We start from the raw sequence: 24,328 nt of genomic DNA, 5'->3' as shown, positions 1-24,328 counted from the left end.
CTCGCGGCGCGATTCGTTGCGTGGTGCGAAATCACCGAAGTCACCCGAAATCCGTCCTACGCTTTCTGAGGGATGCTCTTTCCTGCCGTCTTTCCGCCTCAGTCTCGACAAGTTGACAAAGCCCTTCGAAGGTATTCGGGACCGCCGCCTTCAAAAACTCGTGGCCATCCCAGGTTAGCCGCCAGTCGCTACCCATCGAGCGCACAAGATTTGCGTCGGCCAGTAGGTTCAACTGATACCCCACACCCCGGTTCGAAACGTCGAACGAGTCCTTGAGCGCGCTTTCAATGTCAAATTCGCTGAGGTGCGGGGACTTGTTTTCCTCGAGGGTTTTCAATATCGCGAGTGCCAGATTCATATCGCGTTTCACGATCTCCTCCTGTCGTAGATGGCGTAACTCATCGAGATGGGGCCAAGGGTACAAGGTCCGCGCAAGCATCCCAGGTTGGCGTGCGCACACCTCTTTGCGCTTCCGCGCAGTTCCGTGGGAGGCGCGGCACAACGCGACCCGTGTGGGTCAACGATCGACGTTCTTCAGGCGAAATCCCCTTGCGGGTCGTCCGGCATCGTGTGTTTGATTGTCTTTTCGTGCTCGTCGCGAGCGGCTTCACGCGGTGACAGGAACGGATCCCCGGCTAGCTTTGGCTCCGACCTTGAGACCGGCTCTGTGCGCGGCAGGAAAAATGGTACATCAATAGACTGTGTTTCGTTGTCTTCCGAAAGGAACCTCCGGGTGATACTCATATGTCCTCCATTAAGTGTGTCGTGTCAGCATCTGGCGGGGTCGGGGTGCTTGCAACCTGGGCGAGTTCCCGCCTGCACTTGTGTGCCCGTCCGTGAACGCGGGATTGCGCTGGCGCGGCTGGATCTTCGATTAGTAATCCGAAAACAATGGCGACGCGCAGCCGTCGATTCGTCCCTCATGCCGATCGATCCACCCACGAAAAGACCGGCCGATCAAGGTTCATGGACCACAGACTCGGGGTGTGAGGTTGCGTCCCGAACAGACTCATGCCACGATCCGAACGCGCCGGGTGAATCTCGACACCAGTCGCGTGCGCTAACCGGGATTCAACCCCTGGGTCCCCTCATCCCCTCAGTTTCCATGGCAGCATGCCGCTCCTCGCTTGCCTCAATGGGTGCCATGGTCTCGTCGACGGAAGCTGTCGCGCGCTCCGTGACCGCGTTCGTTTCGTCGACAGTTGCGCCTGATCCTCCGTCTTCGTCGCTCGGGGGCACCAGCATGTCGTCAAGCATTGCCTCCAACTCCGGCGTGTCTCACGGCGCGCCATGCTGCGTTTTCCTCTTTATGTAATGCCTGACTTCTGCATCCTGCTCCGGAGTCAATGCAAGACCGTGAAAGGTGCTTTGCGGAGTAGCTTCGACCATGGTACTGCTTCCGGACTTGTCCTGTTTCCAGTGTAGGCCTGTTGTGCTAAATAAGCTTTAACTATCGGTCAGTGCACCGACCAACAGCTCCATCCACATCAACTGTCCGGCGACCGGACGTTAGCCGTCTTACTACCCCGTGCCCGGGTAGCGTGTGCATTGTCGATGCATGTAGCGCAGCAGGGAGCGGCGTCAGGCGACGCGATGCGCGGGCGCAACGACGTGGGCAGATGGCATGATTGAGCAAAACCACTGGAAGCAGAAAAGACGTAAGCCGAACGTGACTGCCGGTCTTCGATTCATCTGCAGGCAGCCTCGACGGTTCACTATCGCTCGCGAAATCGATGCAGACTAATGGCAGACGTATTTTTTTTTGGCGCCCCTTAAGGGCTGGAATCCCCTGCATCCGTTGCGCGGTAGCTGTTGACGCTTACCTGCCGCCCGTGACAAAAGGGTTCACAGTGTAGCTTATCGGAAACGCCTGCTTTGGGACCCGAAACGCCGCGAAGTATGTCCGGCCGATCAGGCCCCCTCCGGCTCACCATGCAAGGCGAAGTCCACAAGCTTTCTCGGACCGAAAGGTTCCGACCTCAAGGGAGGCTGCCATGAGTCAGTCAATGATCGGTTTTGTAGTGGGATCGCGGTGGTGCTACGCGTCGCGATATTTGCCGCGGTACGGTACGGCCGGGAACACAAGGACGAGCCGGTTGCCCGTTGGCCAGACATGCATCCGATCCGGGAATGGATGCGTCATAAGCACTGAGTGACACAACTTCCGACTTTTGAAAGCGCGGGGACACGCGAGCGCTATTTTTCTATCGCGTAATCTGTCGCCTGGTGTAAATCGGGAACAGATTGAAAAGGATGATATGACGTACGCAATGTGGGGCATCGCGGTCGGGCTGGCGCTGATGATCGGCGTGTCGCTGCGGCGGTACAGGCGCAGCCTCCTGCGGAAGCAGGAGATCCGTTGGCTGGGTGAACATCATGTATTGGACAGGCTACGCAAGCATTTGGGATTGTCGCTTGAGAAATGACACGCGCTCGGGAGATTGGCAGGTTGCAAAGACTACCTTTTGGAGGAGTTGGCGAGATGACCCTGAATTACGCAGGCAGGTCGCACGATGAAGCCGTGGCGGCGCGCCACAGGCAGAAGCAGAAAGCACAGGAACAAGCCGGCGGCGAAATGGCGATAGAAGGGACGGAGGCCGACGCGGAGCATAGTTGCGGCCAGCTCTCCGAACGGGGAAAGCAGGTCTGGAGAAGTGGAAGCGGGATCAACGGTGGGGGCAAGGAGTGATAGGGTCTCGTCGATGCGATGCGGGCGGAGCAATTCATTTCGCGCGCATCGCTCGTGAATCGGCAGACTGCTGTCGAGCGACGCTGGTGAACATGGGCAACGTGGCAAGGTGGGGTCCAGGTCGTCCGCTATCGCGAGCGCCCTGCAATCGGTTATCCAACTCGCCTACGCCGCGGTCTTCAGAGGCGTCACCGCGGCCCCTGCCACATCATGGCCGGCAATCGCCAGCGCGAGCGGCGGATTCAAACTGTCGATCATCGAACTTGGGATCAGGATCGTCGCGCCGCGTTCCTTGGTCGTTTCATAGATGATATTCATCGCGCGCAGTTGAAGCGCACCCGGATGGTTCTCGTACACCTGTGCCGCTTCGACGAATTTTGCGGCGATCTCGGCTTCTGCAGAACCCAGAATCACGCGAGCCTGTTTCTCGCGTTCGGCCTGCGCTTGCCGGGACATGGCGTCCTGCAGCGCGACAGGAATCGCGACATCCCGAATCTCCACGGAACGGACGGTGATGCCCCAGTTGGCGGTCTTGCTCCCGATCTCGTCACGCAAATGCGCGTCGGCAGCTCTTCGATCGGAGAGCAATGCGGCCAGCATCGAAGAGCCAATCATTTCGCGTAACGACGTCTGTGCAACACGATCGATCGCCTGCCGGTAATCGGTGATGGCGAGCGCGGCCTTTTGCGCATCGTGGACATGCCAGAAAATGATCGCATCAACATTGACTGGCACCGTGTCTTTGGTCAATGCCTCTTCTGCATTGAAGGCGGTTGTCTGAATGCGCTCGTCGATGACTGCAACGACGCTGTCCAGCACAGGAATGATCATGAAAAAGCCCGCTCCTTTGACGCTCTGCAGTTTTCCGACACGCAAGATGACGAACTTCTGCCAGACGTTCGCAACTTTCACGGAGAGCGCGATGAGGATGGCAATGACAAAAAGAGGCGGAGCCAGATACAGGTTCACCCACTCGCCAACGGCCAGGCCAGCCAGCACGAATGCGGCGGAAAGAAATAGTGTGATGGGATTCATGATGGTTCTCCGTCCTGCAGACGGCCGCAACTGCCGCGAGCAACCTGTGATGGCAATCTTGCGTGCGGCCGCCGTGGGCGCTGTGGGATGAGAAGTCCAAAGGGCCCAGAAACAGCGTGTGCCGAATCGCCGAAAGAATCGGTACGGTGCCGTACCTGAATGCGGACTGATGCCAACCGGTCCACAGAACGCAGTCGCCTCTTTGGACTTTCCATGGACGCCTTGAGATAGGATAACGGGGCTCGTACGAAGGTGTTTTTTGCCGCCGTCGCAGCGCATATCGGCGCACAGGCGTGCTGCAGTGGCTGCTGCGAGAAGTCGTCGATGCCAGATGATCAAGGTCCGAAAGCGAATCAGCTGCTGGCAGCGCTACCCGCGGTCGAGTGGGCCGCCTCGCACCACACCTCGTGGAGGTCGACATGCCGCTCGGTCAGATTGTCTACGAATCGGGTGACCAACTCGACCATGTCTATTTTCCAACTACGTCGATCGTGTCGCCGCTGTACGTGATGGAGGACGGCGCGTCTGCCGAAATTGCCATCGTGGGTAGGGAAGGAATCGTCGGGTATTGTCAAGTTGTCGAACGGCACGCGCTCGAACACGCCGTCTGTAAGTAGGCCTAATTTAAGCGGCGAGTCGCTCCCGCATCGGAGCGCCCGTCACGCTTTCCAAGCCTCGAAGGCCAGGGTGCGATGCACCCGCTTCTGTTTTGCGTCGGTGTGGTAACGGCAATTCATGAACAGATTGCCCACCTGATCATGGACCGAAGCGAAACGTTGCAGGTGACGCGCTGATTTGAAGCGGCGCATCACCTTCTCGCGCACCCGTGTCGGCTGGTGCGAGTTTTCCGCCCGGTTGTTCAGCCCCTTGTGCTGGCGATGTTCGACCTTGAGCCCCAGATCCCGGTTCGCCGCCGCGTAGCTCCTGAGCTTGTCGGTGACAGGTACACGCGGCGCGCGCCCATGTTTCTTGAGCAGCTTGCGCATCAGGCGCCGGGCCGCGTGCCGGTCGCGCCGGCTTTGCATCAGCACGTCAAGCGCCGCGCCATGCTGGTCCATCGCACGCCACAGCCAGTGCTTCCTGCCATTGATCGTGACGACCATTTCATCGAGGTGCCACTTGTCGCCTCGCGCCAGCTCGGTGGACCGGATATGCCGGGCAATCCCCAGCCTGAACTTTACCGACCAGCGTCGCACTGTCTCGTAGGTCAGATCGATGCCACGGGCGGCCAGCAGTTCCTCGACCATGCGCAGGCTCAGCGGGAAACGGTGGTACAGCCACACCGCGTAGCTGATCACATCGGGCGGAAACCGGTAGCCGGCGTAGGAAATGGTGTCGGTGGCTGGCGCGGGCTGCGGCAAAGTGGTCCGTTTCATGTCCGCGATTGTCGCCGCTTCTCCCTCAACCCGCCAACAACGTGACGATACCATTTCTCTGGTTACCTAAGATATAAGCATGGTTCTGACCTCAAAGGAGGCGGCTATGAGCCAATCGATGATCAGTTTTGTAGTGAGGGGCGCGGTGCTGCTATGCGTCGGGACTACAATGAGAGTCGGCCTCACATGGCGCTCAACGATTTGACGCCGGGCGAATTCGCCCGGCAGTTCCGCCTTCAACCTGAAACCGAAGGCGGTCTAAACGTGGAACACTAACTTCGGGACCTGTCCAGGAAATCCGAGCGGTTCAAGAAAACACCCCAAATCGTTGGACGGGTTTCCAACTTTTGGGGTGCAGTTCATTCTCTTCCGCCACCGTTGATCCCGCTTCCACTTCTCCAGACCTGCTTGCCCCGTTCGGAGAGTTCGCCGCAACTATGTGTTGCGTCGCCCTCTGTCCCTTCTATCGCCATCTCGCCGCCGGCCTGTTCCTGTGCCTTCTGTTTCTGCCTGTGGCGCGCCGCCACGGCTTCGTCATGCGATCTGCCTGCGTAATTCAGGGTCATTTTGCCAACTCCTTAACTACCAGCCTTTCTTCCTGGACGCGCCACCTGGCGTGCGTCATTTCCGGGGTGACAGCTCCAATTGCTTGCGTAGTCTGTCCAATATATGGTGTTCATCAAGCCAGCGGATGTCCCGCTTTCGCAGAACGTTGCGCCTATACCGACGCAGCGCCGCGCTGAACATGAGCGCCAGCCCGACCGCGATGCCCCACATTGAGTGCGTCATATCATCCTTACTGGTTGTTCCCGACTGACGGCAGGCAACGACGTAGTCGAGGGATCGCACGGTCACATCCCGGCGCTTCCAGGAAGTGCCCCGCGCCTGCGCGTCATGTTCCTGAACTGAACGGAAAGACGATGGTTAGCCGTCCTGCTTCTTCAGTTCATCAATAAGCGCCAGTGTGACGAATGCAGAGCGCGTCATGCGGCGCTCTTTTGACCTTGCATCGACTAGCTGAAGCAGGCTCTCAAGCAGATGGACCTGAATGCCCACGGATTTCGAGGTAACACGCGCCAGATCGATGTCGACAAATACCCAGATCCCGTTGCCATCGTCCATTTGGAGCGCCTGCAATTCCGTTGTATCGCAGGTAGGGGCGGGGATAAGTTGCTCGCTGCGGTCATACATTGCTTCCACGGTCGTCTGGGCATTGTGCGTCAGTTCGCTAAACGAATCGCCACTCGCGTCGGCGGTGGGGAAATCGGGGAAGCTGGCGAGAAAGCCCGCATCGCCATTCCGATGGACATACAGCGGATATTGCATGATCTGCTCCTTGGAGTGGAGCGCCGACAGACGCTCGCTGTGCAACGCCACGCCAGGGGTGCTGGGTGTACAACCGACAACTGACTGAGTCCGCACGCATGTTTCATTAGACGCTTCGCGTAGGAATACGCAATGACTTTCTTGTTTCATTGCAACGCCATATCGAGGAAAGGTCGAAGCCACTCATTTATGGAGGGAATCGCTCGGGCGAGGGGCCGTATTCTGACTCGATCTCCGGCCGTTCGGGCCCCACGGGGCGCGCCGAGGAAAAGGCAGCACCCACGGAGCGCATGAGGCGCTCACAGCGACGGTCGCAATCATTGCAAGACGGCGGTTCTAGCGATCCAGCGCGCGCCGGTTTTCTTTGCCCCGTGATACGCATTCTCGCCAGGCTAGGCGTACACTGAATCACAAGGTGCCCGGACAGCGCCTATATCACGCTTTCAGCCGCATCCTCCCCGATCCGAGATCCGCTGCTTACCGCGTTGGGCGGGCATTTCCATTATAGAAATCCGTACGAGGAGCAATGTCGTGCTAATCAGAGATGTAATGAGCGAGCCGGTCTGCGTGCAGGCGGAGGAAACTCTCGATGCTGCAGCCCGCAGGCTGAAGAAAGAAAATATCGGCGCTCTGCCGGTATGCCAGCACGACCGCGTTATCGGAATGATCACGGACCGCGATATCACGATGCGCGGTGTCGCCGATGGACGCAATGTCGGTGAGATGACAGTACGCGAGGCGATGTCGGCCGAGATCCTTTTTTGCTTCGACGACGATACGACTGAAGAAGCCGCGAGGATCATGCGGGACAGCCACGTGCAGCGTCTAGCCGTTCTCGATCGTGTCGATAAACACCTCACCGGTATCGTGTCGATGACCAGGTTAAACGGTGGTGCCTCCGAACGCCGACCTTACGAGATAATCTTCCACAAAACGTTTTTTGATCACCAGGGGCATCCGCATCACAGCGAGTTGATGCGTATTGCAGTGGCCCAAGGCACAAAGGAACAGGCAATTGCGACGGCCACTCGTCAGTTTGAAGAGATGAAAGAGGTCAAATCCTGGCAGCAGCTCGCGAACGGCTACGACGTCATCAGCGTTCATGTCGATGCACAAGGTGCAACAGTCGAAGAACGCGAGCCGACCTCGGAGAGAGTAGCCCGAATCTTGCGAAGGGCCCGGGAAATCTGGGAGCGCGAAGGTACACCGGAGGGGCGTGACGAGGAGATCTGGGGACACGCCGCCGGCGAGATCGACCGCGAGGACCACGTTGTGGAATGAGGTGTCGTGCGACAAAGACCGACTGACACTCACACTCCTTTGGTGATTGCTTTCCTGATACGCTGAGCAGCAAATTATCTTACGGGCCGGTACGCCACCGTACCGAGTTCCCGCCGCCACACGCGCACAGTCGACGTAAGCCTGCTGTGTTTGCCAATCGCAGCGACCGAAACAGTTTCGCGTGAGCGGGCGTTTCTGACCGACTTGTCCCCCATCCCCGAGATGGGCCCGGAGCGGCGGTCGCGAGATTCGTCCGATCTCGTGGATTGCTCAGCGATGCCCGGCGCAACGGGGCTCGCGGTAATCGCGCTGCGCAACAATATAGAAGTTACCTGGCAATCCTATGTGCGGTCTAATCCACGCGCACGGTCGCACGTTGCGCCGAAGCACTGCACTGCAACGATTAGCCGAAGCACATCCATAAAGCACGCGGGAAAGCGTGCGAGGGACACGAAATGTCAACTACCGATTCAATTCTGGAGGAACCGCAGGCGTTCCTCCCGCACGCCAGCGTGGCGGCTTACGCCGCTATCTCCGGTATGGATGCCTATCGCGCGCTAGTCGCCGAGGCAGAGCGCGATTACCCAGGATTTTGGGCTCGTCTCGCGCGCGAAACACTGCAATGGAAAACGCCGTTTTCTTCGGTTCTCGACGAATCGCGTGCACCGTTCTATGAATGGTTCAGAGACGGTACGCTGAATGCATCGTATAACTGCCTCGACCGCCATGTTGAAGCAGGTAACGGCGATCATGTCGCCGTGATCTTCGAGGCCGACGACGGTGCCGTCACGCAGGTGACCTATCGTGCGTTGCTCGAACGCGTGAGCCGCTTTGCTAACGCTTTACGAACTTGTGGCGTTAAAAAGGGCGATCGCGTGGTGATCTATATGCCGATGTCGATCGAAGGCATTGTGGCGATGCAGGCCTGTGCCCGCATCGGCGCGACCCATTCAGTCGTATTCGGCGGTTTCTCGTCAAAGTCGCTCAATGAGCGGATCGTCAATGTGGGCGCGGTTGCGCTGGTCACCTGTGATGAACAGATGCGCGGTGGCAAGGCGTTGCCGCTGAAGAACATTGCGGACGAAGCCCTTGCAATGGGCGGCTGCGAAGCAGTGAAGAGCGTGATTGTCTATCGACGTACGGGCGGCAAGGTCGCGTGGCACAAGGGATGCGACCTGTGGATGCACGAACTTACGCAAGCCGAGGCGGGCACTTGCGAGCCGGAATGGGTCAGCGCGGAACATCCGCTCTTCATCCTCTATACATCCGGGTCGACCGGCGTGCCGAAGGGCGTGCAGCACAGCACGGGCGGCTTCCTGATGTGGGCCGCGCAAACCATGAAATGGACTTTCGACGCCAAGCGCAGCGATGTGTTCTGGTGTACCGCGGACATTGGCTGGATTACCGGTCATAGCTATATCGCGTATGGTCCGATGGCGATCGGCGCGACTCAGGTGGTGTTCGAAGGCGTGCCGACCTATCCGAACGCCGGCCGCTTCTGGCAGATGATCGCGAAACACCGCGTGACGGTGTTCTACACCGCGCCAACCGCGATCCGCTCGCTGATCAAGCTGGCCGAATCCGATCCGAAGGTGCATCCGGACCGTTTCGACCTGACTTCACTGCGTCTGCTTGGCACGGTCGGCGAACCGATCAACCCGGCTGCGTGGACGTGGTTCTACGAGCACGTCGGCCACAGCCATTGCCCTGTCATCGACACCTGGTGGCAAACCGAAACGGGCGGCCACATGATCGCGCCGATGCCGGGCGCCACGCCGCTCGTGCCAGGCTCGTGCACGCTGCCGCTGCCGGGCATCATGGCCGCGGTGGTCGATGAGACCGGCCATGATGTGCCGAACGGGCAGGGTGGCATTCTCGTCATCAAACGTCCGTGGCCATCAATGCTGCGCAACGTATGGGGCGATCCGGACCGTTACACGAAGAGTTACTTCCCTGAGGAACTCGGCGGCAAGCTCTATCTCGCGGGTGACGGTGCGGTGCGTGACGAGGATACCGGCTATTTCACGATTACCGGACGTATCGATGACGTGCTGAACGTATCGGGCCACCGGCTCGGCACGATGGAGATCGAGTCGGCGCTCGTCGCCAATCCGCTGGTTGCGGAGGCCGCTGTCGTCGGTCGTGCTGACGATACGACCGGCGAAGTCGTCGTCGCGTTCGTGGTGCTGAAGGGCGAACGGCCAACAGGCGACGACGCGATTGCAATCGCGAACGAACTGCGCGCGTGGGTGGGCAAGGAGATCGGGCCGATTGCGAAGCCCAAGGAAATCCGCTTCGGCGAGAATTTGCCGAAAACCCGTTCCGGCAAGATCATGCGCCGCTTGCTGCGCTCGCTGGCGGCCGGCGAAGAGATCACACAGGACGTATCCACGCTGGAAAATCCGGCAATTCTCGATCAGCTGGGGTGATCTTTCGCGAAACTCGCGGGGGTCCCCGGATCGCTTTTCATCTTCAGGAGCAGGCCATGGCCAGCGCACCGATCCGAACTACACTTGCAAACCCTGCGCCACTGGGTCTCGCTGGCTTTGCATTGACGACGTGGCTGCTGAGCATGATCAACGCTGGCTGGTTTTCGGGCGAGTCGATGGGCCTCGTGCTCGCCTGCGCGCTAGCTAGCGGCGGGACTGCGCAGGCCATTGCCGGCATCATGGAGTTGCCGCGCGGCAATACGTTCGGCGCGACGGCCTTTCTGAGCTATGGGGCTTTCTGGTGGTCGTTCGCACTCTTCGTGCTGTTTCTGCACGACAAAGTGCCAGCCGCGTTCGTCGGCTGGTATCTGTTCCTCTGGGGGACGTTCACGTTCTATATGTGGCTGGCCACGTTTCGCTCGCCGCGCGCATTGCAGGCGATCTTTCTGGCGCTGTGGATCACTTTCGGTTTGCTGGCCGGCGGCGAGTGGACCGGTTCGGTCATCTTGCGCATGGCGGGCGGCTACTTGGGACTTGTTGCGGCAGCTCTCGCGTTCTACCTGTCCGCGGCCGATGTGATCAATGAGGTGCATGGCCGGGTCGTCCTGCCGGTTGGCGAACCACGGGTGTTCAGCCGTCACGCCGTTGCGCTCTGATAGTCTTGTTGAACGATGCGGGGACCTGTTGGCCAGGTTAGACGGCAGTGGCTGGACGGTCGCTGCGTGTTCACGGGAAAGACGCGTTGAAGTCGGTTGCCGGATCAGTACGAGCGCCGTTTGCAAGCTTCCGCGCGCCATTGGCGCGGGAGCAGTCCGCCACCGTACCGATTCGCCACGATGGGTGGACTTTGCTACTTGCGGGGCATTTCGTACATCAGAGCGGCGATGTCGGCGTGTCGCCGTCTGGTGGCTTCCGTGACCGCTGATTGCGCTTGCTGGCTGGGCACCAGCAACACCGGAAGGCTCGCGCTGCGCACGACGCGTTCGGCGACGCTGCCCAGGAACAGACGCTTGAAACCTCGTCGTCCATGCGTACCAAGCACTAGCAGGTCTGCATTGAATTCGTTAGCCGAAATGCGGATCCGTTCCGGGATGTCTTCGCCAATCGGCGCGACGTCGACGATCCGCGGCACGCCGGCCACGTTCTCGTGTCTCATCCTCGCCAGTGCATCCGCCGTCAGGCGCTGGCCTTCTTCAATGCAGGCGTCGCGCAGGATCGTTGGATCGTAGCCGTACGCGTCGTATGCCATCAGAGGGTTGGCGACGACATAGAGCGGCTGCAACTGCGCGTCATTGTCGCGAGCGAGTTGCAGCGCGCTGTCGAACGCATGTTCGGCGGTCTCGCTGCCGTCGATCGCTACCAGAATGCGTTTATACATGTCGGCCTCCAGGAACTTGTTCCGAGGGTTACGGCCGTCGCGGCATTGGATTGCGTGCGCTCAGAGCGCGGCAGCCTGAACCTTGCCGTCGACGATGTCCTTGCCGAACTGCATCGCAAGGTCGATCGCGTCGTCAAAAGTGGCGGGGCTCACGGCGTCGAAGACCGTCGAATAGCGTCGTGCGTCCGCCTCGCTGAAGGGAATCGTGTCGATCCGCACCACCGAAGAAAAGCGCCGCGCGCCCTTGGCGTACGGATCGCCGAAAAGCGGGAATTGCTGGTGAGCATAAGCACGTAACTCGTGTCCGTTGTATGTCGCGGTGGGGATGGTCATGATGACGGGCTCCTTATCGAATGGTTTGATTCGCTGGGCTCGCGTCGGATTTCGACGGCGTAATGGCCGATCGGAAACAGCACAGTGAATAGCACCACCTTGCGCTCAATAGCGATGTAATGCAATGAACAGATCGCGTGGGATTCGGCGGTGCGGTACGGCACCGTACCGACTTCGATCGGTCCTGCGCGCAACGTGGTTATGGAAGCTCTCCCGTCTCTCCAACATCACCAATCCACTCGCTCAGGAGTTCGTTCACGAAGCCGTCACGCTCATTTCAAGTCATGAATCTCACGCCATGGCCTTTCTCAAGTCCCCACCGGCCACGCCCGACGCCGCCGCCGACGAATGCGCTGCGACCATCTCCGGTTCTTCGCTGCCGAAGTAGCGGATTCCGGAGGCATCGTGCGATCGCCGTGCGGTATTCGACCTGGTGCGCGACGAATTATTCACGAACGGCAACTCACCGCCGCGATACCGCTGAAATAGGTGCACGCGCGGCCTCTCTCATAGGCCTTCGATATGAAATACAAAGACTATTACGAAGTGCTGGGATTGCCGCGCAGCGCGACGCAGGACGATATCAAGCGTACGTATCGCAAGCTCGCTCGTAAATACCACCCCGACCTGAGCAAGTTCGCCGACGCGGAGTCGCGCTTCAAGGAAGTCGGCGAGGCGTACGGCGTGCTCAAGGATACGGAAAAGCGTGCGGCCTACGACCGGATGGGCGACCAGTGGCGTAATGGTCAAGAGTTCGAGCCGCCGCCCCAGTGGGATGAAGGTTTCGAATTCAGCGGCGCGGACGATCGCGGCGCCGAGGATGCACGCTTCAGCGAGTTCTTCGAGGCGCTTTTTCGCGGAGAACATGCAGGTGGTGGCCGCGCTTCGACAGGACGTGCGCGGCACGCTGCTGGCGGCGGCCGGCACAATGCGACGGCGCAAGAGATGGAGGACGCTTATAGCGGTGTCCCGAACTCGACTCGAGGCCAGGACCATCACGCCAAAGTGGCGATCGATCTGAGGGATACCTATCGCGGGGCACAGCGCACGATCTCCCTGGAGACGCCGGTACTCGATGCAAGCGGCCGTGTCGTGCTGAAGTCACGGACGCTCGATGTCTCGATTCCGAAGGGCGTGTACGTTGGGCAGCATTTGCGGCTTGCCGGCCAGGGGGGCGCGGGTTTCGGAGAGGGGCGGGCTGGCGATCTGTACCTGGAAATCGCGTTGCGCCCGCAGGAACTTTTCCGCGTCGACGGACGCGATGTGACGATCGACGTGCCGGTCGCGCCCTGGGAGGCGGCATTAGGTGCGCGCATTACCGTGCCGACGCCCGACGGCACCGTCGAAATCGCCATACCCAAAGGTTCTGGCGGAGGCCAACGCTTGCGCCTGAAAGGCAAGGGCATCCCAGCGAGCGGTCCGGCCGGTACATCGGGCGACCTCTTTGCGCGGTTGAACATCGTTCTGCCATCGGCCGACAGCGAGCAGGCACGCGCCGCTTACGAGGCACTGCGACAGGCATGCGACTTCAATCCACGCGTGCAATTTTCAGGTGATCCATCATGAACGAATCGCGCACGGCGTGGCTCAAATGCCTGATCGTCGAGGAGCAGGTGGAGTTGACGCTACTCGAATTGTGCCGGGTGTCCGGCGCCTCTGAAATTCAGATCCTTGAATGGATCGAGCAAGGCGCGATTGAACCGAAATGCGTTAGCGAGAATGATGGTCCGCACTTTGACGGCGTCTCATTGCGGCGCGCCCGCAAGGCCCGCCGTCTCGCGCAGGATCTCGAGATCAACGCTGCGGGCATCGCGCTCGCACTCGATCTGCTTGATGAGGTCGAAGCCTTGCGAGCGCAATATCCGCAGCGATAGAGCGAATCCCTCACGCAAACCACGTGAGGCCCATCGCCACGACGGTTGCCGCCGTCCCGAGGATGCATAGTGTTGGCGGCAGCGTGTAACCGGACATGATGCGGGGACGCATCGAGAGATGCATCACGAGGATTATCACGGGCACCGCAACGACGCCGTTGAGCATAGCGCTCCAATAGAGTGCCTTGACCGAAGCGAACCTGCGCCCCAACGCCGGAAGGGCGTCGCGACGCTGACCGGCAAGTTTCGAGATGCAACTCGATCCAGGCACAGCGGCTCGCTCGTGTATTGAACCCACGGACGTCGGACCGATACCGTACAAACACCCACCCGCCTGGCATGAGAGACTGTTCGATATCCCATATGACCGTAATTCTGGGTGTCACTCTCGCTGAATCAGATATCCACTGCTTTTTGACAGGCTGAAGAGGCGTGGCAAATGGAAAATGATTGTCATACCACAGCGAATCGGCCACTTGGCCTTTTCCCCAAGCGGAATTGGTGTGTCTGAAAACGCAACGGGTGCAGCTCGTGACGGCGGCGGGATTGCTGATGTACGTGGCTGGCGACTACGTCGACCACACCCGCTTACGGCCCGATCGGAAATGCAAGCTTCGAACGCTACTGTTTCTGATCCTGGCGTGTTGCCTGAGCACGGCGCTTCCGGCGCAAAAGCCGGCATCCGCCGATGCCGGCCAGGCGAGCCCGAAGGCAACCCACCACACCGGTCTTGACCGCTCCGGCAAGGCACGCGCGCGCCAACCATGTTACAGCAATCGAATGGGGCCCAAGCGCACCAGCCGGGGAGTCGCTGAGCGGATCGCAACAATGCTAACGGTCTAGTGTCGCTGATGGCCGGATGGATAGTTCGACCCGCTTGAGTATGGCTCGCTCAAGCGGAGATCGGTTACCAATCGCGGTTTAACGCCGTGTGTGCAGATGGGAGCCATAGCGCGAAGCGCTTACCCGTACATCTGGCCACCACACGAGTTGACGGGCTCCGTCACAACGCCTTCAGATCAGGCAGTAGTCGATCGAATTCCCGCTTTACCACGTTGTAGCATTCGCAAACGCGGTTTTCGAGTCCGGGGCGGTCCAGCACTTCGATATGACCATGGCTGTAGCGAATCAGCCCCGCGTCCTGCAGTTTCAACGCCGCTTCGGTGACCCCGGATCGGCGCACGCCCAGCATGTTGGCGATCAGTTCCTGGGTCATCTTCAGTTCGTTTGATGGCAGGCGATCCATGCTAAGCAGCAACCAGCGACACAACTGCTGGTCGATCGAGTGGTGACGTTTGCAAACCGCTGTTTGCGCCATCTGCGTGATCAACGCCTGGGTATAGCGTAGCAATAACCGCTGCACAGGCCCTGCGCGGTGAAACTCTTCTTTCAGGATCCTTGCATCGAGCCGGTACGCCTCGCCCGCGCTTTGCACTATCGCGCGGTTGGGGGTGGTTTCGCCGCCCATGAAGAGTGCAATACCGATGAGCCCTTCGTTACCGACGATCGCAATCTCAGCGGAGGAGCCATCTTCCATGACGTAGAGCAGCGAGACGATCGACGTGGTGGGGAAGTAAACATGACTGAGCCGGTCGCCGGATTCATACACAACCTGTCCCAGGGGCATATCGATGCGGACCAGATGGGGGGAAAGGCGCGCCCACTCAGCTTCGGGCAGAACGGACAGCAGGTGATTCTGTTTGGGATCTTGCTCGTTTGCCATGTGTCGCTCCCCGACATGCTTGTCCAGAAACTGCCTTGCTCGCCGAATTGTTCTTAACAATATCAGGTCTCGACGGTAGCTGTACAAACGCTCCCGACGAAACTGGCGAGGACGCCGCCGCATTGCAATACGCACCCGGAATCCTCTTGAAATTATAGTTCGTGCAAACGGCGGCAGGTTGCGCTGGGACGGCCTCAATGGTGGCTTGCTGTGTTTCCACCGACGATTCTTCCAGCGGAACGCGTGTCGCCCGCGGCAGCCTCAGTTGCACACTGGCGGTTGCGGCTCCATAGCTGCGGTCACGCAGGCTCGCCAGCCACGCGCCTTTCGATCACGATGGGCAACCGGAGCGTGAATTCACTACCGGTCCCGGGCCCTGCACTGGCCGCCGACACGGTTCCGCCATGCGACTCGGCGACGGCTTTCACGACGACAGGACCCACTCCCAAACCACCAGCAGTCGCCGCAATCGTTCTGCTCGATAGAGCGAAGAGGTCGAAAATTTATGGCAGAAGTGCTGCTGCCGATATGCCCAGGCCGTTGTCCTTGACGGAGACGACGAGGTCCTGTTCGTCAGAATGTACATTCACGGTGATGGGTCCATTTGGGCGTGTATTTCACCGCGTTATGCAGGAGGTTGTTGACGGCCTGTACAAGACGGACCGGGTCGCCTTCAACGCGTAGCGTCCGGTCGGCGAGCTGCACCGTGAATACCTGGCCCCGTTTGGCAGTTGCCAATGCAGCGGCGGCGAGCGGGGCGGCCATAAACCCGATCACGTCGACATAATCCCGGCAGATGCGCAGGTTGAGATAGCACGATCCCACGCACGATACGGTAAGTCTGTACAGTGGCGTTCAGGTCAGTAAAAACAACCGCATCGATCGCTGACCCGGTTTCGCAGGATAGATCAACTGCATGCACCGCCAGTAGCTCGGTAAGCAGCGGCGGGGCGGGGACTGCAGGTCAGGCGTATTGCCGAAGACTCAACGAAAAATCCCTGAGCGCGCTGATCCCGCTCTGCTCGCAAAGACGACACCAGTCCTGCAACTGGGAGAGCAACTGTTCCCGCGATGCGTTGGAGCGCTCCCACATCGCCGACAGACCCTCACTCAACTCCATGCACGCACGTAGCTTCTGGTTGTGGTCGTATATTTCCGGTAACGGTCGACGATCCTGATTTCGTTGTGCCTCCAGCCCGTTGCGAAGCCCCATCCTTGCACTACGCATAAGAAGGGACCTTTCCCGGCGACTGACGTGCCCCATGCGCTTGAGTTCCTCACGGTAGGCGCGTTCGGCCGCTCTCGCAAGGCAGGCCATGACCTCGTAGCGGTTGCGAAGTACGGCTTGCAGCGTATCGTCATCGAGCACCACCTTGCCTTTGACACGATGCAGTGTCGGCGGCACTTTTTTCACCTTCGCGAGACCCAATGCAGAAAAGATGCAGATGTACATCCAGCCGATGTCGAGTTCGTACCACTTGCTCGACAGTTTTGCGGATGTCGCATAAGCGTGGTGATTGTTGTGCAGTTCCTCTCCGCCGATCAGAATACCGACGGGAATCAGATTCGTGCTCGCATCGTCAGTACCGAAATTGCGATAACCCCAGAAATGTCCGGCGCCGTTAACCACGCCGCCTGCCCAGAACGGAATCCACATCATCTGGACAGCCCAGACCGACATGCCGACGATACCGAACAGCGCAACATCGATCACCATGAGCAGGCTTATGCCAAGATTCGGGTACTTCCCGTAGACGTTGCGTTCCATCCAGTCGTTCGGTGTGCCGTGGCCGAACCTGCGCAGTGTTTCTTCGTTTTTCGCTTCGACGCGATAGAGCTCAGCGCCTCCGAGCAGCACCTTCCAGATACCACGGGTCTGCGGGCTGTGCGGGTCGTCATCGGTCTCGCACTTCGCGTGATGCTTACGATGGACTGCGGCCCACGGGCCGGTCACCATGCCCGTCGTCATCCACAGCCAGAAGCGGAAACAATGGCTCACTGCCGGATGCAGATCAAGCGCGCGGTGCGCCTGGCAGCGGTGGAGGTAGACCGTCACGCTGACTATCGTGGCATGCGTCAATACCAGCGTGGCCAGCAGAGTTTGCCACCACAACAGCGAAAGCAAGCCGTTCGAGAAAAATGCCCGGGAAGTACTAAACAAGTCGGTCTTCTTTCTATAGCAAAGCAGAGCGTCGGGATGACGCGGGCTAACCCGCTCCGTTTCCCTCGCTTTATTCAGGTGGTGGCCGCCCTATTGTCTGTGGCGCAACAGAAGCAAACTCAGGGCGAAACGATTGCCAGACAACCATCGATGCGAAAGCGAAGGCGGTGAGAAGAAAAAGCGTGAGCGGGTCCATGTCTTGTGTCCATTCGTGAGGACCGCAGCAGTCAGGCCGGGCAAACCGGACGTGATTGCTTCGTGCGTCTTTGGCCACCCCGTCATGCAGCTATGCGACTCACGGGAGATCGTCTACACGATGTACGCCAAGGCCGGCGATGTCGGTACGGTTTCGTACCAGAGGGCGGGATGTCGAAGCGTGATGGCAGCGGTTTGCGCCGCGAGCGGGCGACCGGCAAACGACCGGTTTCGATGTCTTTGGCTGCTAGCGTGCCGGGTTGATAGCCGCTAGGAGTGTCTCTACGCTCGCGGACTCGTGACGCGGCCGCACCTTCGCGGGGCGGCGCCTGGCCGGTACGGCACCGTACCGACTCCGGTCTCAATGATGGGCACCGTGTCTCTGATGCCTTGAATCGGTAGTTTCAAGGTGCTTCAGACACGGCCGCATGACAGACGATCCTGTTCGATCGCTGTCACCGACCGTGGTCCTCCACAAGGCTGGCGTTCGCGATTGCGGGACGCGATCCTGCTACCGGCGCAGTGGTGAGTCCGCTCAAGACGGCAGCATCGATGAAGCGGAGAATTGCAACGCGACGACTCATGACACGAAAGCTCGACCTATGCGTTGATCCGGCGTTACCGCCGTTTTTACAGCCGTCGCAGATGTTGCCGTCATGATTCGCGATTACCCATGGAGACCGCGATGAACATCAGTCCTCTCGCCGGCAAGCGCTTGCCCCATGCGATGCTGGTCAATGTGCCGCGGCTTGTCACGGCGTACTACACCGACAAACCAGATCCCGCGATCCCGGCGCACCGGGTCGCGTTCGGCACATCCGGGCATCGCGGTTCGGCGTTCACGAGCAGCTTCAACGAGTGGCATGTACTCGCCATCACGCAGGCCATTTGCCATTACCGGAAGCAGCAGGGTATCGGCGGCCCGCTCTTTATCGGCATCGATACGCATGCACTGTCTGAACCCGCTTACGCGAGTGCGCTGGAGGTGCTGGCAGCCAACGGCGTCGAGGTCATGATCGCGCAAAACGGCGAATACACGCCCACACCGGCCGTGTCACACGCCATCCTTGCATACAATCGCGGCCGGCCCGCGGGTCTGGCGGACGGCATCGTCATGACGCCGTCGCACAATCCGCCAGAAAGCGGCGGTTTCAAGTACAACCCGCCCAATGGCGGCCCCGCCGACGAGACGGTGACCAACTGGATAGAAAGAGCGGCGAACGGGTTACTCGAAAGCAGGCTTGATGGCGTGCTGCGCATGTGTCTGTCAAAAGCGCTGCGCGCCACGACGACGCACCGGCACGACTTCCTCAACGCCTACGTCGGAGATCTCGTCAATGTTGTCGACATGGCTGTGGTGCGTGGCGCGCCGATCCGCCTGGGAGTCGATCCGCTTGGCGGCGCGGGCGTGCACTACTGGGGGCCGATTGCCGATCGCTACAACCTGAATCTCAGCGCGGTCAACGACGAAGTCGATCCGACCTTCCGCTTCATGAGCGTCGATTGGGATGGACGGATCCGGATGGATCCGTCGTCGCCGTATGCGATGCAAATGTTGATCGACCAGAAGGACCGCTTCGACGTGGCCTTTGCGTGCGACACCGATCACGATCGCCATGGCATCGTCACCCGAGATGCGGGGCTGCTGCCGCCGAATCACTATCTCACGGTGCTCGTCCACTATCTGTACGCGAATCGACCGCAATGGCGCGCTCACGCGGCGGTTGGCAAGACTATAGTCAGCAGCCAGATGATCGATCGTGTGACGGAAAAACTCGGCCGCACGCTTTACGAAGTGCCGGTCGGCTTCAAATGGTTTGTTGATGGACTTCTGGACGGCTCTCTGGGATTCGCAGGTGAAGAGAGCGCGGGCGCCAGTTGTCTGCGGCTCGACGGCACGGCGTGGAGCACCGACAAGGACGGCATCGTGACCGCTTTGCTTGCGGCCGAAATCACGACCCGCACGGGCCGGGATCCCGCCGAAATTTACCGTGATCTGACCCAGCGACTGGGCGAGCCGGTCGAACGTCGCGTACAGGCGGCGGCGACGGCGCCGCAACGCGCGGTGCTTGCACGGCTCTCGCCCGCGCAGTTTCCTCACACTGAACTTGCCGGCGAAAAAATCGAGCAGGTGCTCGACCGGGCGCCGGGAAATGGCGCGCCCATTGGCGGCATCAAGGTGGTCACGAAGAGCGGCTGGTTCGCCGCGCGCCCGTCGGGCACCGAAGATATCTACAAGATCTATGCGGAAAGCTTCCGCGGCGAGGACCACCTGACACGCATCGTCGACGAAGCCCAGTCGATGGTCGACAGCACGCTTGAGGCGCAGGCGGCCACCGATGATGGCGCGAGGGATACGCTGTTCGCAACCCGAAGTGAAGTCGGTACGCTCCCGTGTCCGGTCGTCCGCGCCGTGTGCTGAATCAGGAATGCCTTCCACCGTACCGATTTCCCCGACGCCAACGGCCACACTGAGGCAGCGAGTTGCTTCATTACCGACAGAGGAACAGAACAGGGCACACACCGGCCGTTTTAGCCGGTCTCTGTGCACACAGGAGAACACCCCATGAGCGGTTTGTGCTGGGCTATTTCGGCTTGAGATAGACGTGCGCGGCGAGTCACGCCGTACCGTCCAGTTGTGGGGCGTGGTTTCGCCGTAGCGCCACGCTTTGCGTCTTATGTCCCGCACATGGCGTATCGCGTACCCACTACCGGAGATCATCACGCGTACCCAGCATCCCGAGAAACATCCGAATAGTGAAAAGAGTGAACACAACATCGACGAAGCTGTCGAGGACACATTTCCAGCGAGCGATCCTCCCTCGATCGGCGGTGCGACGAAGATATCGCCTGCACCCGATCCCCGGAAATCGCACAGGAAGACGTTGAACGCGAAACCCAGGTAGGAGTTTTGGTCACTTCATATCAAGCGGCCGCCGCGGTTGACTGCCCGGGATGCGCGGACCGGTGGCAGGACGGGTCCATCCTCGCATCTGACCTGTCATTTCGACGTTCGCGCGATGGGCGCCACCGGGAAATCGTTGCCCGCTGACGATGGTGCCTGCGCATCGCGGGAAGCAGCGGCGAGCGCCAGACGAGCCAGCGCGGGCAGGGAGCGGGAGCCGGTCTTCTTCATGCCCGCGGTACGGTGGTTCCCGATCGTGCGTTGGCTGATCCCGAGCTCTGCGGCGATGATTTTGCTCGGCTGGCCGATCAGAACCTGCTCCATAGTCTGCCGCTGTTGGATGACGTGTCAGACGGTGCGACGAAGAAAAGGGACGTGAGGCGCAATTCGAAGCAATGCCGCCGCCCTGACTTTTAATCACGAAGAGCGGTCGGCTGCCGCGTGCGCGTCACGAACCAAAGATAACGACAGGATCTGCGCGAAGCGTTCCACATCGAAGCGCACCCGACACATTTCGTCAATGAGGCTCAGGCGATGATCGACTGTGCGCCTGGCAGTGGATGCCGGCGTTCGACCAGTCCCCGTGCTTGCAATAAAGCTGGTGGAGCGCGACTTCGTAACTCCGATGGAGTGGATCCGAGTCGTCATAGCCCGGACTCCGCTGGATGACCTCGCGGGTCAGCGAGGTTGAAACAGCAGACGCGAGCCAGCCCATCCCGGCCAGCCAGTGAGTTACGATTAGTAGTTCTTTGCCACCGGGCCACTAACGCGTATCGACAACCCGATAGCGGACGCCCCACGACTCGTCATCGAATTAGACCAGGTTGACAGAACCCATGTCGCCGTCAAATGCACGAACGGCGCATCCGTGCAAAAGTTTTATGCTCGGTGGTTTCAAGGGTGAAGCGCAACAGCGGGATTAATGTTTAGGAACCTTGAGGTTGACTTGCTGAAGCAAGGGTCGCGGCGAAGACCTCGAATGGCGAATGGAAGGCGTGAGTGGCGCGAGGCCGGCTGTTCAGACTGTCGGCAATGGCATCGAGTTCGTCCTGCCTGTAGACCGAAAGGTCCGTGCCTTTGGGCAGATACTGTCGCAGCAGCCCGTTGGTGTGTTCGCAGGTGCCCCTTTGCCATGGACTGTGCGGGTCGCAGAAGTACACCTTCACGCCGGTCGCGGCGGTGAGCTCTCTATGTCGCGACATTTCTTTGCCCTGGTCGTAGGTGAAGCTCTGCCGCAATGGCTCGGCAATCGAATTGAGTTTGGCGGAGATGCCCGCCAGCGCTGAAGCGGCGGTGGCATCTTCCATCTTCGCAAGCAGCACCAGGCGGCTGGTCCGTTCGACCAGAACACCTACCGAGGACTGGTTGCCCGCGCCCTTGATGAAGTCGCCTTCCCAGTGCCCAGGCAACGGCCGGTCCTCGATTTCGGGCGGCCGCACATGAATACTGATCATGTCCGGAATCTGTCCGCGCCGGTCTGTGCCTTGTGTACGCGGCATGCGCGTGATGTGACCCTGGCGCAGGCAGGGGGCGTAGTTCGCCGCGCGGCTGGGCGTAGATGGCCGTGTAGATGGTTTCGTGCGAAACCTGCTGGGTCGGGTCAGTCGGATACGCTTCAGTGTGCCCGATATCTGCCTGGGTGACCATTTCCACTCGAGCACGGTGAGAACGATACGCCAGCAGACGCTTTGCAGGCAAAGCTTTGCGGGGCGGCGGCCCGCACTGCGGCGTGCGGCGCTGAGCGCTTCAGCCGGCACCGATACGTAACCTGCAGGAGAGCTGTTTCGCGTCAGTTCACGGCTAACGGTGGCCGGCGAGCGCCCGAGTATCCGGGCCATCGCCCGCATACTCGAACCCTGTAGATGGAGGCTGGCAATGATGAGGCGCTCTTCAGGTTGAAGTTGCTGGTACTGAGTTCTTTCGTGCATCGCAACACCTTATACGAAACGGTGTTGCACTTCAGATTTGAGGCCGCCCTTCGCAACATGGTCCTCCGCAACCTGAAAACCAGAAATTCGTCACGTAGGAGGTCCTTTGTGCCGGGCTCTCTAGAGCGATGTGAGTCGGGTGACTTTCGTGCCTTGAAGCGATGCGCCCGCCATCAACCCGCCATTGGCCAGAACAAAGGCATCCACTTGGCCCGTGGCCGTGCTTGTATCGACTGCGCCGTTCGCCCCGAGTTTCAGTACCGCCACTGATGCGTCTGCGCCAGCCGACCAGCCATCGGTGCTACGGAACCGGTTGAGCGACTGCTCGGTCATGAAGAGGAATACGATCGCCCGCGACTGCGCGCCGATCTGCCAGCCGACCGAACCCGTGGCCGTGCTGTAATACCCTATGGTATGTCCGCCAACGCGCAATGAGCCTTCCCCATACTGGCCGCCGACCAGGAAGCCCGCATCGATGACTGACGGAAATATCAGTACGCCGTGAGCCTTCCCGACCAGTTCACGCGAGCCATTTGCCGCGACATAAAGCCGTGCCAGGGTCGAGTCGACGCCTGCATCAATCGTGTGGCGCTTGTCCATCTGCTGACCGTGTGCGTCGATCGAGCTGGATGTCGTGCAACCAGAAACGGCGAGGCCCAGCGCCAGGATCGACCCCGGTGTAGTCCATATGAATGTTCGCCTGAGCATGATGTTCTCCTGATTTCAGATGATGACTCTGACCCTACGCTTCGGCGAAAGCAGAAGCGGTACGACAGCGTACAGACGCCAGGCTTTCTTGGTTGCACAATGCGTTCCTGCTTCTCTCGTTCCGCACGCCACCCCCGGTGTCGACGCAATGCCTTCGATGAGCCGTCTCTCCCTCCTTTAAGGCCACACCGTGACATACGCAATGTGGGGAATCCTGATCGGAATGGCGCTGATTTTCGGCGTTTCCTTTTATCGCTGCGGACATCCGATTGAGCAAGGGCAGCGTCCCTGCCAGTCGACCGGAAAGCGCGAGCGGGACAGGTTGCGCGAGCGATACGCGCGCGATCGAGCGGATCGCCAGGGTCTGTATCGCCCTGATCGAATTGAGCTGTAACCGAGCCGACAAAAGGAGGTCTTATGCCATTCCTGCCCGATGCGAATAACCCCACCCGGAATAGACGGGTGGAATACGGCCACGCCGACGAGGAACGTGAGAAAAAGCGCACGCGGGATGCGGCTGGAATCGATCCGGCGGCGGCCAAGTGGCGATATCGACCCGCGAATACCTCGAACACGAAGCGCTAGAACGCGCTGAATGAAATGACAATGACCTCTTCCGGGCCGCGGCAGCGGTCATTGTCGAGGTCTCTATTACCTGTTAGCTTCCCCTGCGAACAGGGGCGTCCGAATGTGATGTCGTAAGGACCCGCAGTCGCATGATGCGGGCATGTCCAACCCACGTGAGTTTGCTCATTCGGGCTGCGTCGTCCGGAGGTCTGTACGGTGTCGGACCGCAACTGCATCCGCTTCGGAGTACGGTCGATGCTACGTAGCCGGCCATGTTTGTCTTTGAGGAAGAGCTCCTGGGGGGCGACAATGATTTCGTCCGGTGTACCGACATTCATCTTGGCCGGTAGTGAGGAGTCGGAGGCGGCGTAGCCGCCGGAGACGACGAACTGCCGGCGGCGCCGGATCGGCGAGGCTTAG

25 protein-coding genes and 3 pseudogenes are annotated in these 24,328 nt (G+C 59.9%); 11 read left to right on the top strand and 17 right to left on the bottom strand.

Going from position 1 to position 24,328, the window contains the following annotated elements:
* Nucleotides 1-40: 40 nt before the first annotated feature.
* The 3 genes and pseudogenes from FVF58_RS48760 to FVF58_RS53940 all read right to left on the bottom strand — a co-directional run bounded on the left by FVF58_RS48760 (nucleotide 41) and on the right by FVF58_RS53940 (nucleotide 1,389).
* Nucleotides 41-370, bottom strand: coding sequence for a DUF2513 domain-containing protein (locus tag FVF58_RS48760; RefSeq protein ID WP_246217570.1), 330 nt, complete (start codon nucleotides 368-370; stop codon nucleotides 41-43).
* Between the two features lie 164 nt (nucleotides 371-534).
* On the bottom strand, nucleotides 535-744 hold the full coding sequence (locus FVF58_RS48755; protein WP_149676649.1) for a hypothetical protein: 210 nt from the start codon (nucleotides 742-744) through the stop codon (nucleotides 535-537).
* Nucleotides 745-1,071: 327 nt separating this feature from the next.
* Nucleotides 1,072-1,389: pseudogene (locus tag FVF58_RS53940) on the bottom strand (hypothetical protein).
* Between the two features lie 869 nt (nucleotides 1,390-2,258).
* Between FVF58_RS53940 and FVF58_RS52145 the strand changes: the two are divergent.
* Together FVF58_RS52145 and FVF58_RS48745 are read left to right on the top strand one after the other, a co-directional pair.
* Entirely contained in the window at nucleotides 2,259-2,426 is a 168-nt protein-coding gene (locus FVF58_RS52145; protein WP_188131203.1) for a hypothetical protein, read from the top strand.
* Between the two features lie 56 nt (nucleotides 2,427-2,482).
* Entirely contained in the window at nucleotides 2,483-2,689 is a 207-nt protein-coding gene (locus tag FVF58_RS48745; RefSeq protein ID WP_149676648.1) for a hypothetical protein, read from the top strand.
* 165 nt (nucleotides 2,690-2,854) lie between these two features.
* Here FVF58_RS48745 and FVF58_RS48740 read toward each other — a convergent pair whose 3' ends face one another.
* Nucleotides 2,855-3,724 carry a slipin family protein gene (locus FVF58_RS48740; protein WP_149676647.1) on the bottom strand — a complete coding sequence of 290 codons (870 nt, stop codon included), beginning with the start codon at nucleotides 3,722-3,724 and terminating at the stop codon, nucleotides 2,855-2,857.
* A gap of 324 nt (nucleotides 3,725-4,048) precedes the next feature.
* On the opposite strand from FVF58_RS48740, the pseudogene FVF58_RS48735 reads away from it, so the two are divergent.
* Nucleotides 4,049-4,290, top strand: a pseudogene (locus FVF58_RS48735) (Crp/Fnr family transcriptional regulator); the annotation flags it as partial.
* Nucleotides 4,291-4,383: 93 nt separating this feature from the next.
* On the opposite strand, the gene FVF58_RS48730 reads toward FVF58_RS48735, so the two are convergent.
* Nucleotides 4,384-5,100, bottom strand: coding sequence for an IS6 family transposase (locus FVF58_RS48730; RefSeq protein ID WP_149676646.1), 717 nt, complete (start codon nucleotides 5,098-5,100; stop codon nucleotides 4,384-4,386).
* Nucleotides 5,101-5,250: 150 nt separating this feature from the next.
* On the opposite strand from FVF58_RS48730, the pseudogene FVF58_RS52400 reads away from it, so the two are divergent.
* Nucleotides 5,251-5,376: pseudogene (locus FVF58_RS52400) on the top strand (IS3 family transposase); the annotation flags it as partial.
* Between the two features lie 83 nt (nucleotides 5,377-5,459).
* Here the strand turns inward: FVF58_RS52400 and FVF58_RS48720 are convergent.
* Entirely contained in the window at nucleotides 5,460-5,666 is a 207-nt protein-coding gene (locus tag FVF58_RS48720) for a hypothetical protein (protein WP_149675646.1), read from the bottom strand.
* A gap of 358 nt (nucleotides 5,667-6,024) precedes the next feature.
* Complete coding sequence (locus FVF58_RS48710; protein WP_149676644.1) at nucleotides 6,025-6,426, bottom strand: type II toxin-antitoxin system HicB family antitoxin; 402 nt, start codon at nucleotides 6,424-6,426, stop codon at nucleotides 6,025-6,027.
* Nucleotides 6,427-6,975: 549 nt separating this feature from the next.
* Here FVF58_RS48710 and FVF58_RS48705 point away from each other — a divergent pair.
* The 3 genes from FVF58_RS48705 (at nucleotide 6,976) to FVF58_RS48695 (ending at nucleotide 10,792) form a co-directional block, all read left to right on the top strand.
* Nucleotides 6,976-7,707 (top strand): CBS domain-containing protein, encoded by a 732-nt coding sequence (locus FVF58_RS48705; protein WP_149676643.1) that lies wholly within the window; start codon nucleotides 6,976-6,978, stop codon nucleotides 7,705-7,707.
* Between the two features lie 455 nt (nucleotides 7,708-8,162).
* Nucleotides 8,163-10,136 carry an acetate--CoA ligase gene (gene acs / locus FVF58_RS48700; RefSeq protein ID WP_149676642.1) on the top strand — a complete coding sequence of 658 codons (1,974 nt, stop codon included), beginning with the start codon at nucleotides 8,163-8,165 and terminating at the stop codon, nucleotides 10,134-10,136.
* Between the two features lie 56 nt (nucleotides 10,137-10,192).
* The gene (locus FVF58_RS48695) at nucleotides 10,193-10,792 is read left to right on the top strand and encodes an acetate uptake transporter (protein WP_149676641.1); all 600 of its coding nucleotides are present in this window, start codon (nucleotides 10,193-10,195) and stop codon (nucleotides 10,790-10,792) included.
* 194 nt (nucleotides 10,793-10,986) lie between these two features.
* Here FVF58_RS48695 and FVF58_RS48690 read toward each other — a convergent pair whose 3' ends face one another.
* The gene (locus tag FVF58_RS48690; protein ID WP_149676640.1) at nucleotides 10,987-11,514 is read right to left on the bottom strand and encodes a universal stress protein; all 528 of its coding nucleotides are present in this window, start codon (nucleotides 11,512-11,514) and stop codon (nucleotides 10,987-10,989) included.
* Between the two features lie 60 nt (nucleotides 11,515-11,574).
* Complete coding sequence (locus tag FVF58_RS48685; protein WP_149676639.1) at nucleotides 11,575-11,847, bottom strand: hypothetical protein; 273 nt, start codon at nucleotides 11,845-11,847, stop codon at nucleotides 11,575-11,577.
* 522 nt (nucleotides 11,848-12,369) lie between these two features.
* Between FVF58_RS48685 and FVF58_RS48675 the strand changes: the two genes are divergently transcribed.
* Nucleotides 12,370-13,413 carry a DnaJ C-terminal domain-containing protein gene (locus FVF58_RS48675; RefSeq protein WP_149676638.1) on the top strand — a complete coding sequence of 348 codons (1,044 nt, stop codon included), beginning with the start codon at nucleotides 12,370-12,372 and terminating at the stop codon, nucleotides 13,411-13,413.
* The gene (locus tag FVF58_RS48670; protein WP_149676637.1) at nucleotides 13,410-13,721 is read left to right on the top strand and encodes a chaperone modulator CbpM; all 312 of its coding nucleotides are present in this window, start codon (nucleotides 13,410-13,412) and stop codon (nucleotides 13,719-13,721) included. The genes FVF58_RS48675 and FVF58_RS48670 overlap by 4 nt, the downstream gene beginning before the upstream one ends.
* Nucleotides 13,722-13,731: 10 nt before the next feature.
* Here the strand turns inward: FVF58_RS48670 and FVF58_RS48665 are convergent, their stop codons facing one another.
* The 5 genes from FVF58_RS48665 to FVF58_RS48650 all read right to left on the bottom strand — a co-directional run bounded on the left by FVF58_RS48665 (nucleotide 13,732) and on the right by FVF58_RS48650 (nucleotide 17,605).
* Nucleotides 13,732-13,887, bottom strand: coding sequence for a hypothetical protein (locus FVF58_RS48665; RefSeq protein WP_246217569.1), 156 nt, complete (start codon nucleotides 13,885-13,887; stop codon nucleotides 13,732-13,734).
* A gap of 837 nt (nucleotides 13,888-14,724) precedes the next feature.
* Nucleotides 14,725-15,444, bottom strand: a complete 720-nt coding sequence (locus FVF58_RS48660) for a Crp/Fnr family transcriptional regulator (RefSeq protein WP_149676636.1) — start codon at nucleotides 15,442-15,444, stop codon at nucleotides 14,725-14,727.
* Between the two features lie 299 nt (nucleotides 15,445-15,743).
* Nucleotides 15,744-15,914 (bottom strand): hypothetical protein, encoded by a 171-nt coding sequence (locus FVF58_RS55125; protein ID WP_425469036.1) that lies wholly within the window; start codon nucleotides 15,912-15,914, stop codon nucleotides 15,744-15,746.
* Nucleotides 15,915-16,017: 103 nt separating this feature from the next.
* Nucleotides 16,018-16,209 carry a hypothetical protein gene (locus FVF58_RS48655; RefSeq protein ID WP_149676635.1) on the bottom strand — a complete coding sequence of 64 codons (192 nt, stop codon included), beginning with the start codon at nucleotides 16,207-16,209 and terminating at the stop codon, nucleotides 16,018-16,020.
* A gap of 199 nt (nucleotides 16,210-16,408) precedes the next feature.
* On the bottom strand, nucleotides 16,409-17,605 hold the full coding sequence (locus FVF58_RS48650) for a DesA family fatty acid desaturase (RefSeq protein ID WP_149676634.1): 1,197 nt from the start codon (nucleotides 17,603-17,605) through the stop codon (nucleotides 16,409-16,411).
* An 880-nt stretch (nucleotides 17,606-18,485) separates the two neighbouring features.
* On the opposite strand from FVF58_RS48650, the gene pgm reads away from it, so the two are divergent.
* A complete protein-coding gene (gene pgm, locus FVF58_RS48645; RefSeq protein ID WP_246217568.1) occupies nucleotides 18,486-20,222 on the top strand; it encodes a phosphoglucomutase (alpha-D-glucose-1,6-bisphosphate-dependent) in 1,737 nt (578 codons plus the stop codon).
* 256 nt (nucleotides 20,223-20,478) lie between these two features.
* On the top strand, nucleotides 20,479-20,706 hold the full coding sequence (locus tag FVF58_RS53935) for a hypothetical protein (protein WP_149676633.1): 228 nt from the start codon (nucleotides 20,479-20,481) through the stop codon (nucleotides 20,704-20,706).
* Nucleotides 20,707-20,801: 95 nt separating this feature from the next.
* On the opposite strand, the gene FVF58_RS48635 is transcribed toward FVF58_RS53935, so the two are convergent.
* The 3 genes from FVF58_RS48635 to FVF58_RS48625 all read right to left on the bottom strand — a co-directional run bounded on the left by FVF58_RS48635 (nucleotide 20,802) and on the right by FVF58_RS48625 (nucleotide 23,341).
* Complete coding sequence (locus tag FVF58_RS48635) at nucleotides 20,802-21,029, bottom strand: LuxR C-terminal-related transcriptional regulator (protein ID WP_149676632.1); 228 nt, start codon at nucleotides 21,027-21,029, stop codon at nucleotides 20,802-20,804.
* A 602-nt stretch (nucleotides 21,030-21,631) separates the two neighbouring features.
* Nucleotides 21,632-22,633, bottom strand: coding sequence for an IS30 family transposase (locus FVF58_RS48630; RefSeq protein ID WP_246217567.1), 1,002 nt, complete (start codon nucleotides 22,631-22,633; stop codon nucleotides 21,632-21,634).
* A gap of 120 nt (nucleotides 22,634-22,753) precedes the next feature.
* Complete coding sequence (locus tag FVF58_RS48625) at nucleotides 22,754-23,341, bottom strand: BPSL1445 family SYLF domain-containing lipoprotein (protein WP_149676631.1); 588 nt, start codon at nucleotides 23,339-23,341, stop codon at nucleotides 22,754-22,756.
* Nucleotides 23,342-24,328 lie beyond the last annotated feature (987 nt).

Origin of the sequence: Paraburkholderia panacisoli, assembly GCF_008369935.1 — a bacterium.
In the GTDB taxonomy this organism is placed as follows: domain Bacteria; phylum Pseudomonadota; class Gammaproteobacteria; order Burkholderiales; family Burkholderiaceae; genus Paraburkholderia; species Paraburkholderia panacisoli.
Note: the sequence above shows the minus strand (reverse complement) of the source record. Positions and strands in the feature narration are given on the sequence as shown.

Coding starts and splice junctions, on each gene's coding strand:
- FVF58_RS48755 (WP_149676649.1), bottom strand. CDS start 744: ATGAGTATCACCCGGAGGTTCCTTTCGGAAGACAACGAAACACAGTCT.
- FVF58_RS52145 (WP_188131203.1), top strand. CDS start 2,259: ATGACGTACGCAATGTGGGGCATCGCGGTCGGGCTGGCGCTGATGATC.
- FVF58_RS48745 (WP_149676648.1), top strand. CDS start 2,483: ATGACCCTGAATTACGCAGGCAGGTCGCACGATGAAGCCGTGGCGGCG.
- FVF58_RS48740 (WP_149676647.1), bottom strand. CDS start 3,724: ATGAATCCCATCACACTATTTCTTTCCGCCGCATTCGTGCTGGCTGGC.
- FVF58_RS48730 (WP_149676646.1), bottom strand. CDS start 5,100: ATGAAACGGACCACTTTGCCGCAGCCCGCGCCAGCCACCGACACCATT.
- FVF58_RS48720 (WP_149675646.1), bottom strand. CDS start 5,666: ATGACCCTGAATTACGCAGGCAGATCGCATGACGAAGCCGTGGCGGCG.
- FVF58_RS48710 (WP_149676644.1), bottom strand. CDS start 6,426: ATGCAATATCCGCTGTATGTCCATCGGAATGGCGATGCGGGCTTTCTC.
- FVF58_RS48705 (WP_149676643.1), top strand. CDS start 6,976: ATGAGCGAGCCGGTCTGCGTGCAGGCGGAGGAAACTCTCGATGCTGCA.
- acs (WP_149676642.1), top strand. CDS start 8,163: ATGTCAACTACCGATTCAATTCTGGAGGAACCGCAGGCGTTCCTCCCG.
- FVF58_RS48695 (WP_149676641.1), top strand. CDS start 10,193: ATGGCCAGCGCACCGATCCGAACTACACTTGCAAACCCTGCGCCACTG.
- FVF58_RS48690 (WP_149676640.1), bottom strand. CDS start 11,514: ATGTATAAACGCATTCTGGTAGCGATCGACGGCAGCGAGACCGCCGAA.
- FVF58_RS48685 (WP_149676639.1), bottom strand. CDS start 11,847: ATGACCATCCCCACCGCGACATACAACGGACACGAGTTACGTGCTTAT.
- FVF58_RS48675 (WP_149676638.1), top strand. CDS start 12,370: ATGAAATACAAAGACTATTACGAAGTGCTGGGATTGCCGCGCAGCGCG.
- FVF58_RS48670 (WP_149676637.1), top strand. CDS start 13,410: ATGAACGAATCGCGCACGGCGTGGCTCAAATGCCTGATCGTCGAGGAG.
- FVF58_RS48665 (WP_246217569.1), bottom strand. CDS start 13,887: ATGCTCAACGGCGTCGTTGCGGTGCCCGTGATAATCCTCGTGATGCAT.
- FVF58_RS48660 (WP_149676636.1), bottom strand. CDS start 15,444: ATGGCAAACGAGCAAGATCCCAAACAGAATCACCTGCTGTCCGTTCTG.
- FVF58_RS48655 (WP_149676635.1), bottom strand. CDS start 16,209: ATGGCCGCCCCGCTCGCCGCCGCTGCATTGGCAACTGCCAAACGGGGC.
- pgm (WP_246217568.1), top strand. CDS start 18,486: ATGAACATCAGTCCTCTCGCCGGCAAGCGCTTGCCCCATGCGATGCTG.
- FVF58_RS53935 (WP_149676633.1), top strand. CDS start 20,479: ATGTCCCGCACATGGCGTATCGCGTACCCACTACCGGAGATCATCACG.
- FVF58_RS48635 (WP_149676632.1), bottom strand. CDS start 21,029: ATGGAGCAGGTTCTGATCGGCCAGCCGAGCAAAATCATCGCCGCAGAG.
- FVF58_RS48630 (WP_246217567.1), bottom strand. CDS start 22,633: ATGCACGAAAGAACTCAGTACCAGCAACTTCAACCTGAAGAGCGCCTC.
- FVF58_RS48625 (WP_149676631.1), bottom strand. CDS start 23,341: ATGCTCAGGCGAACATTCATATGGACTACACCGGGGTCGATCCTGGCG.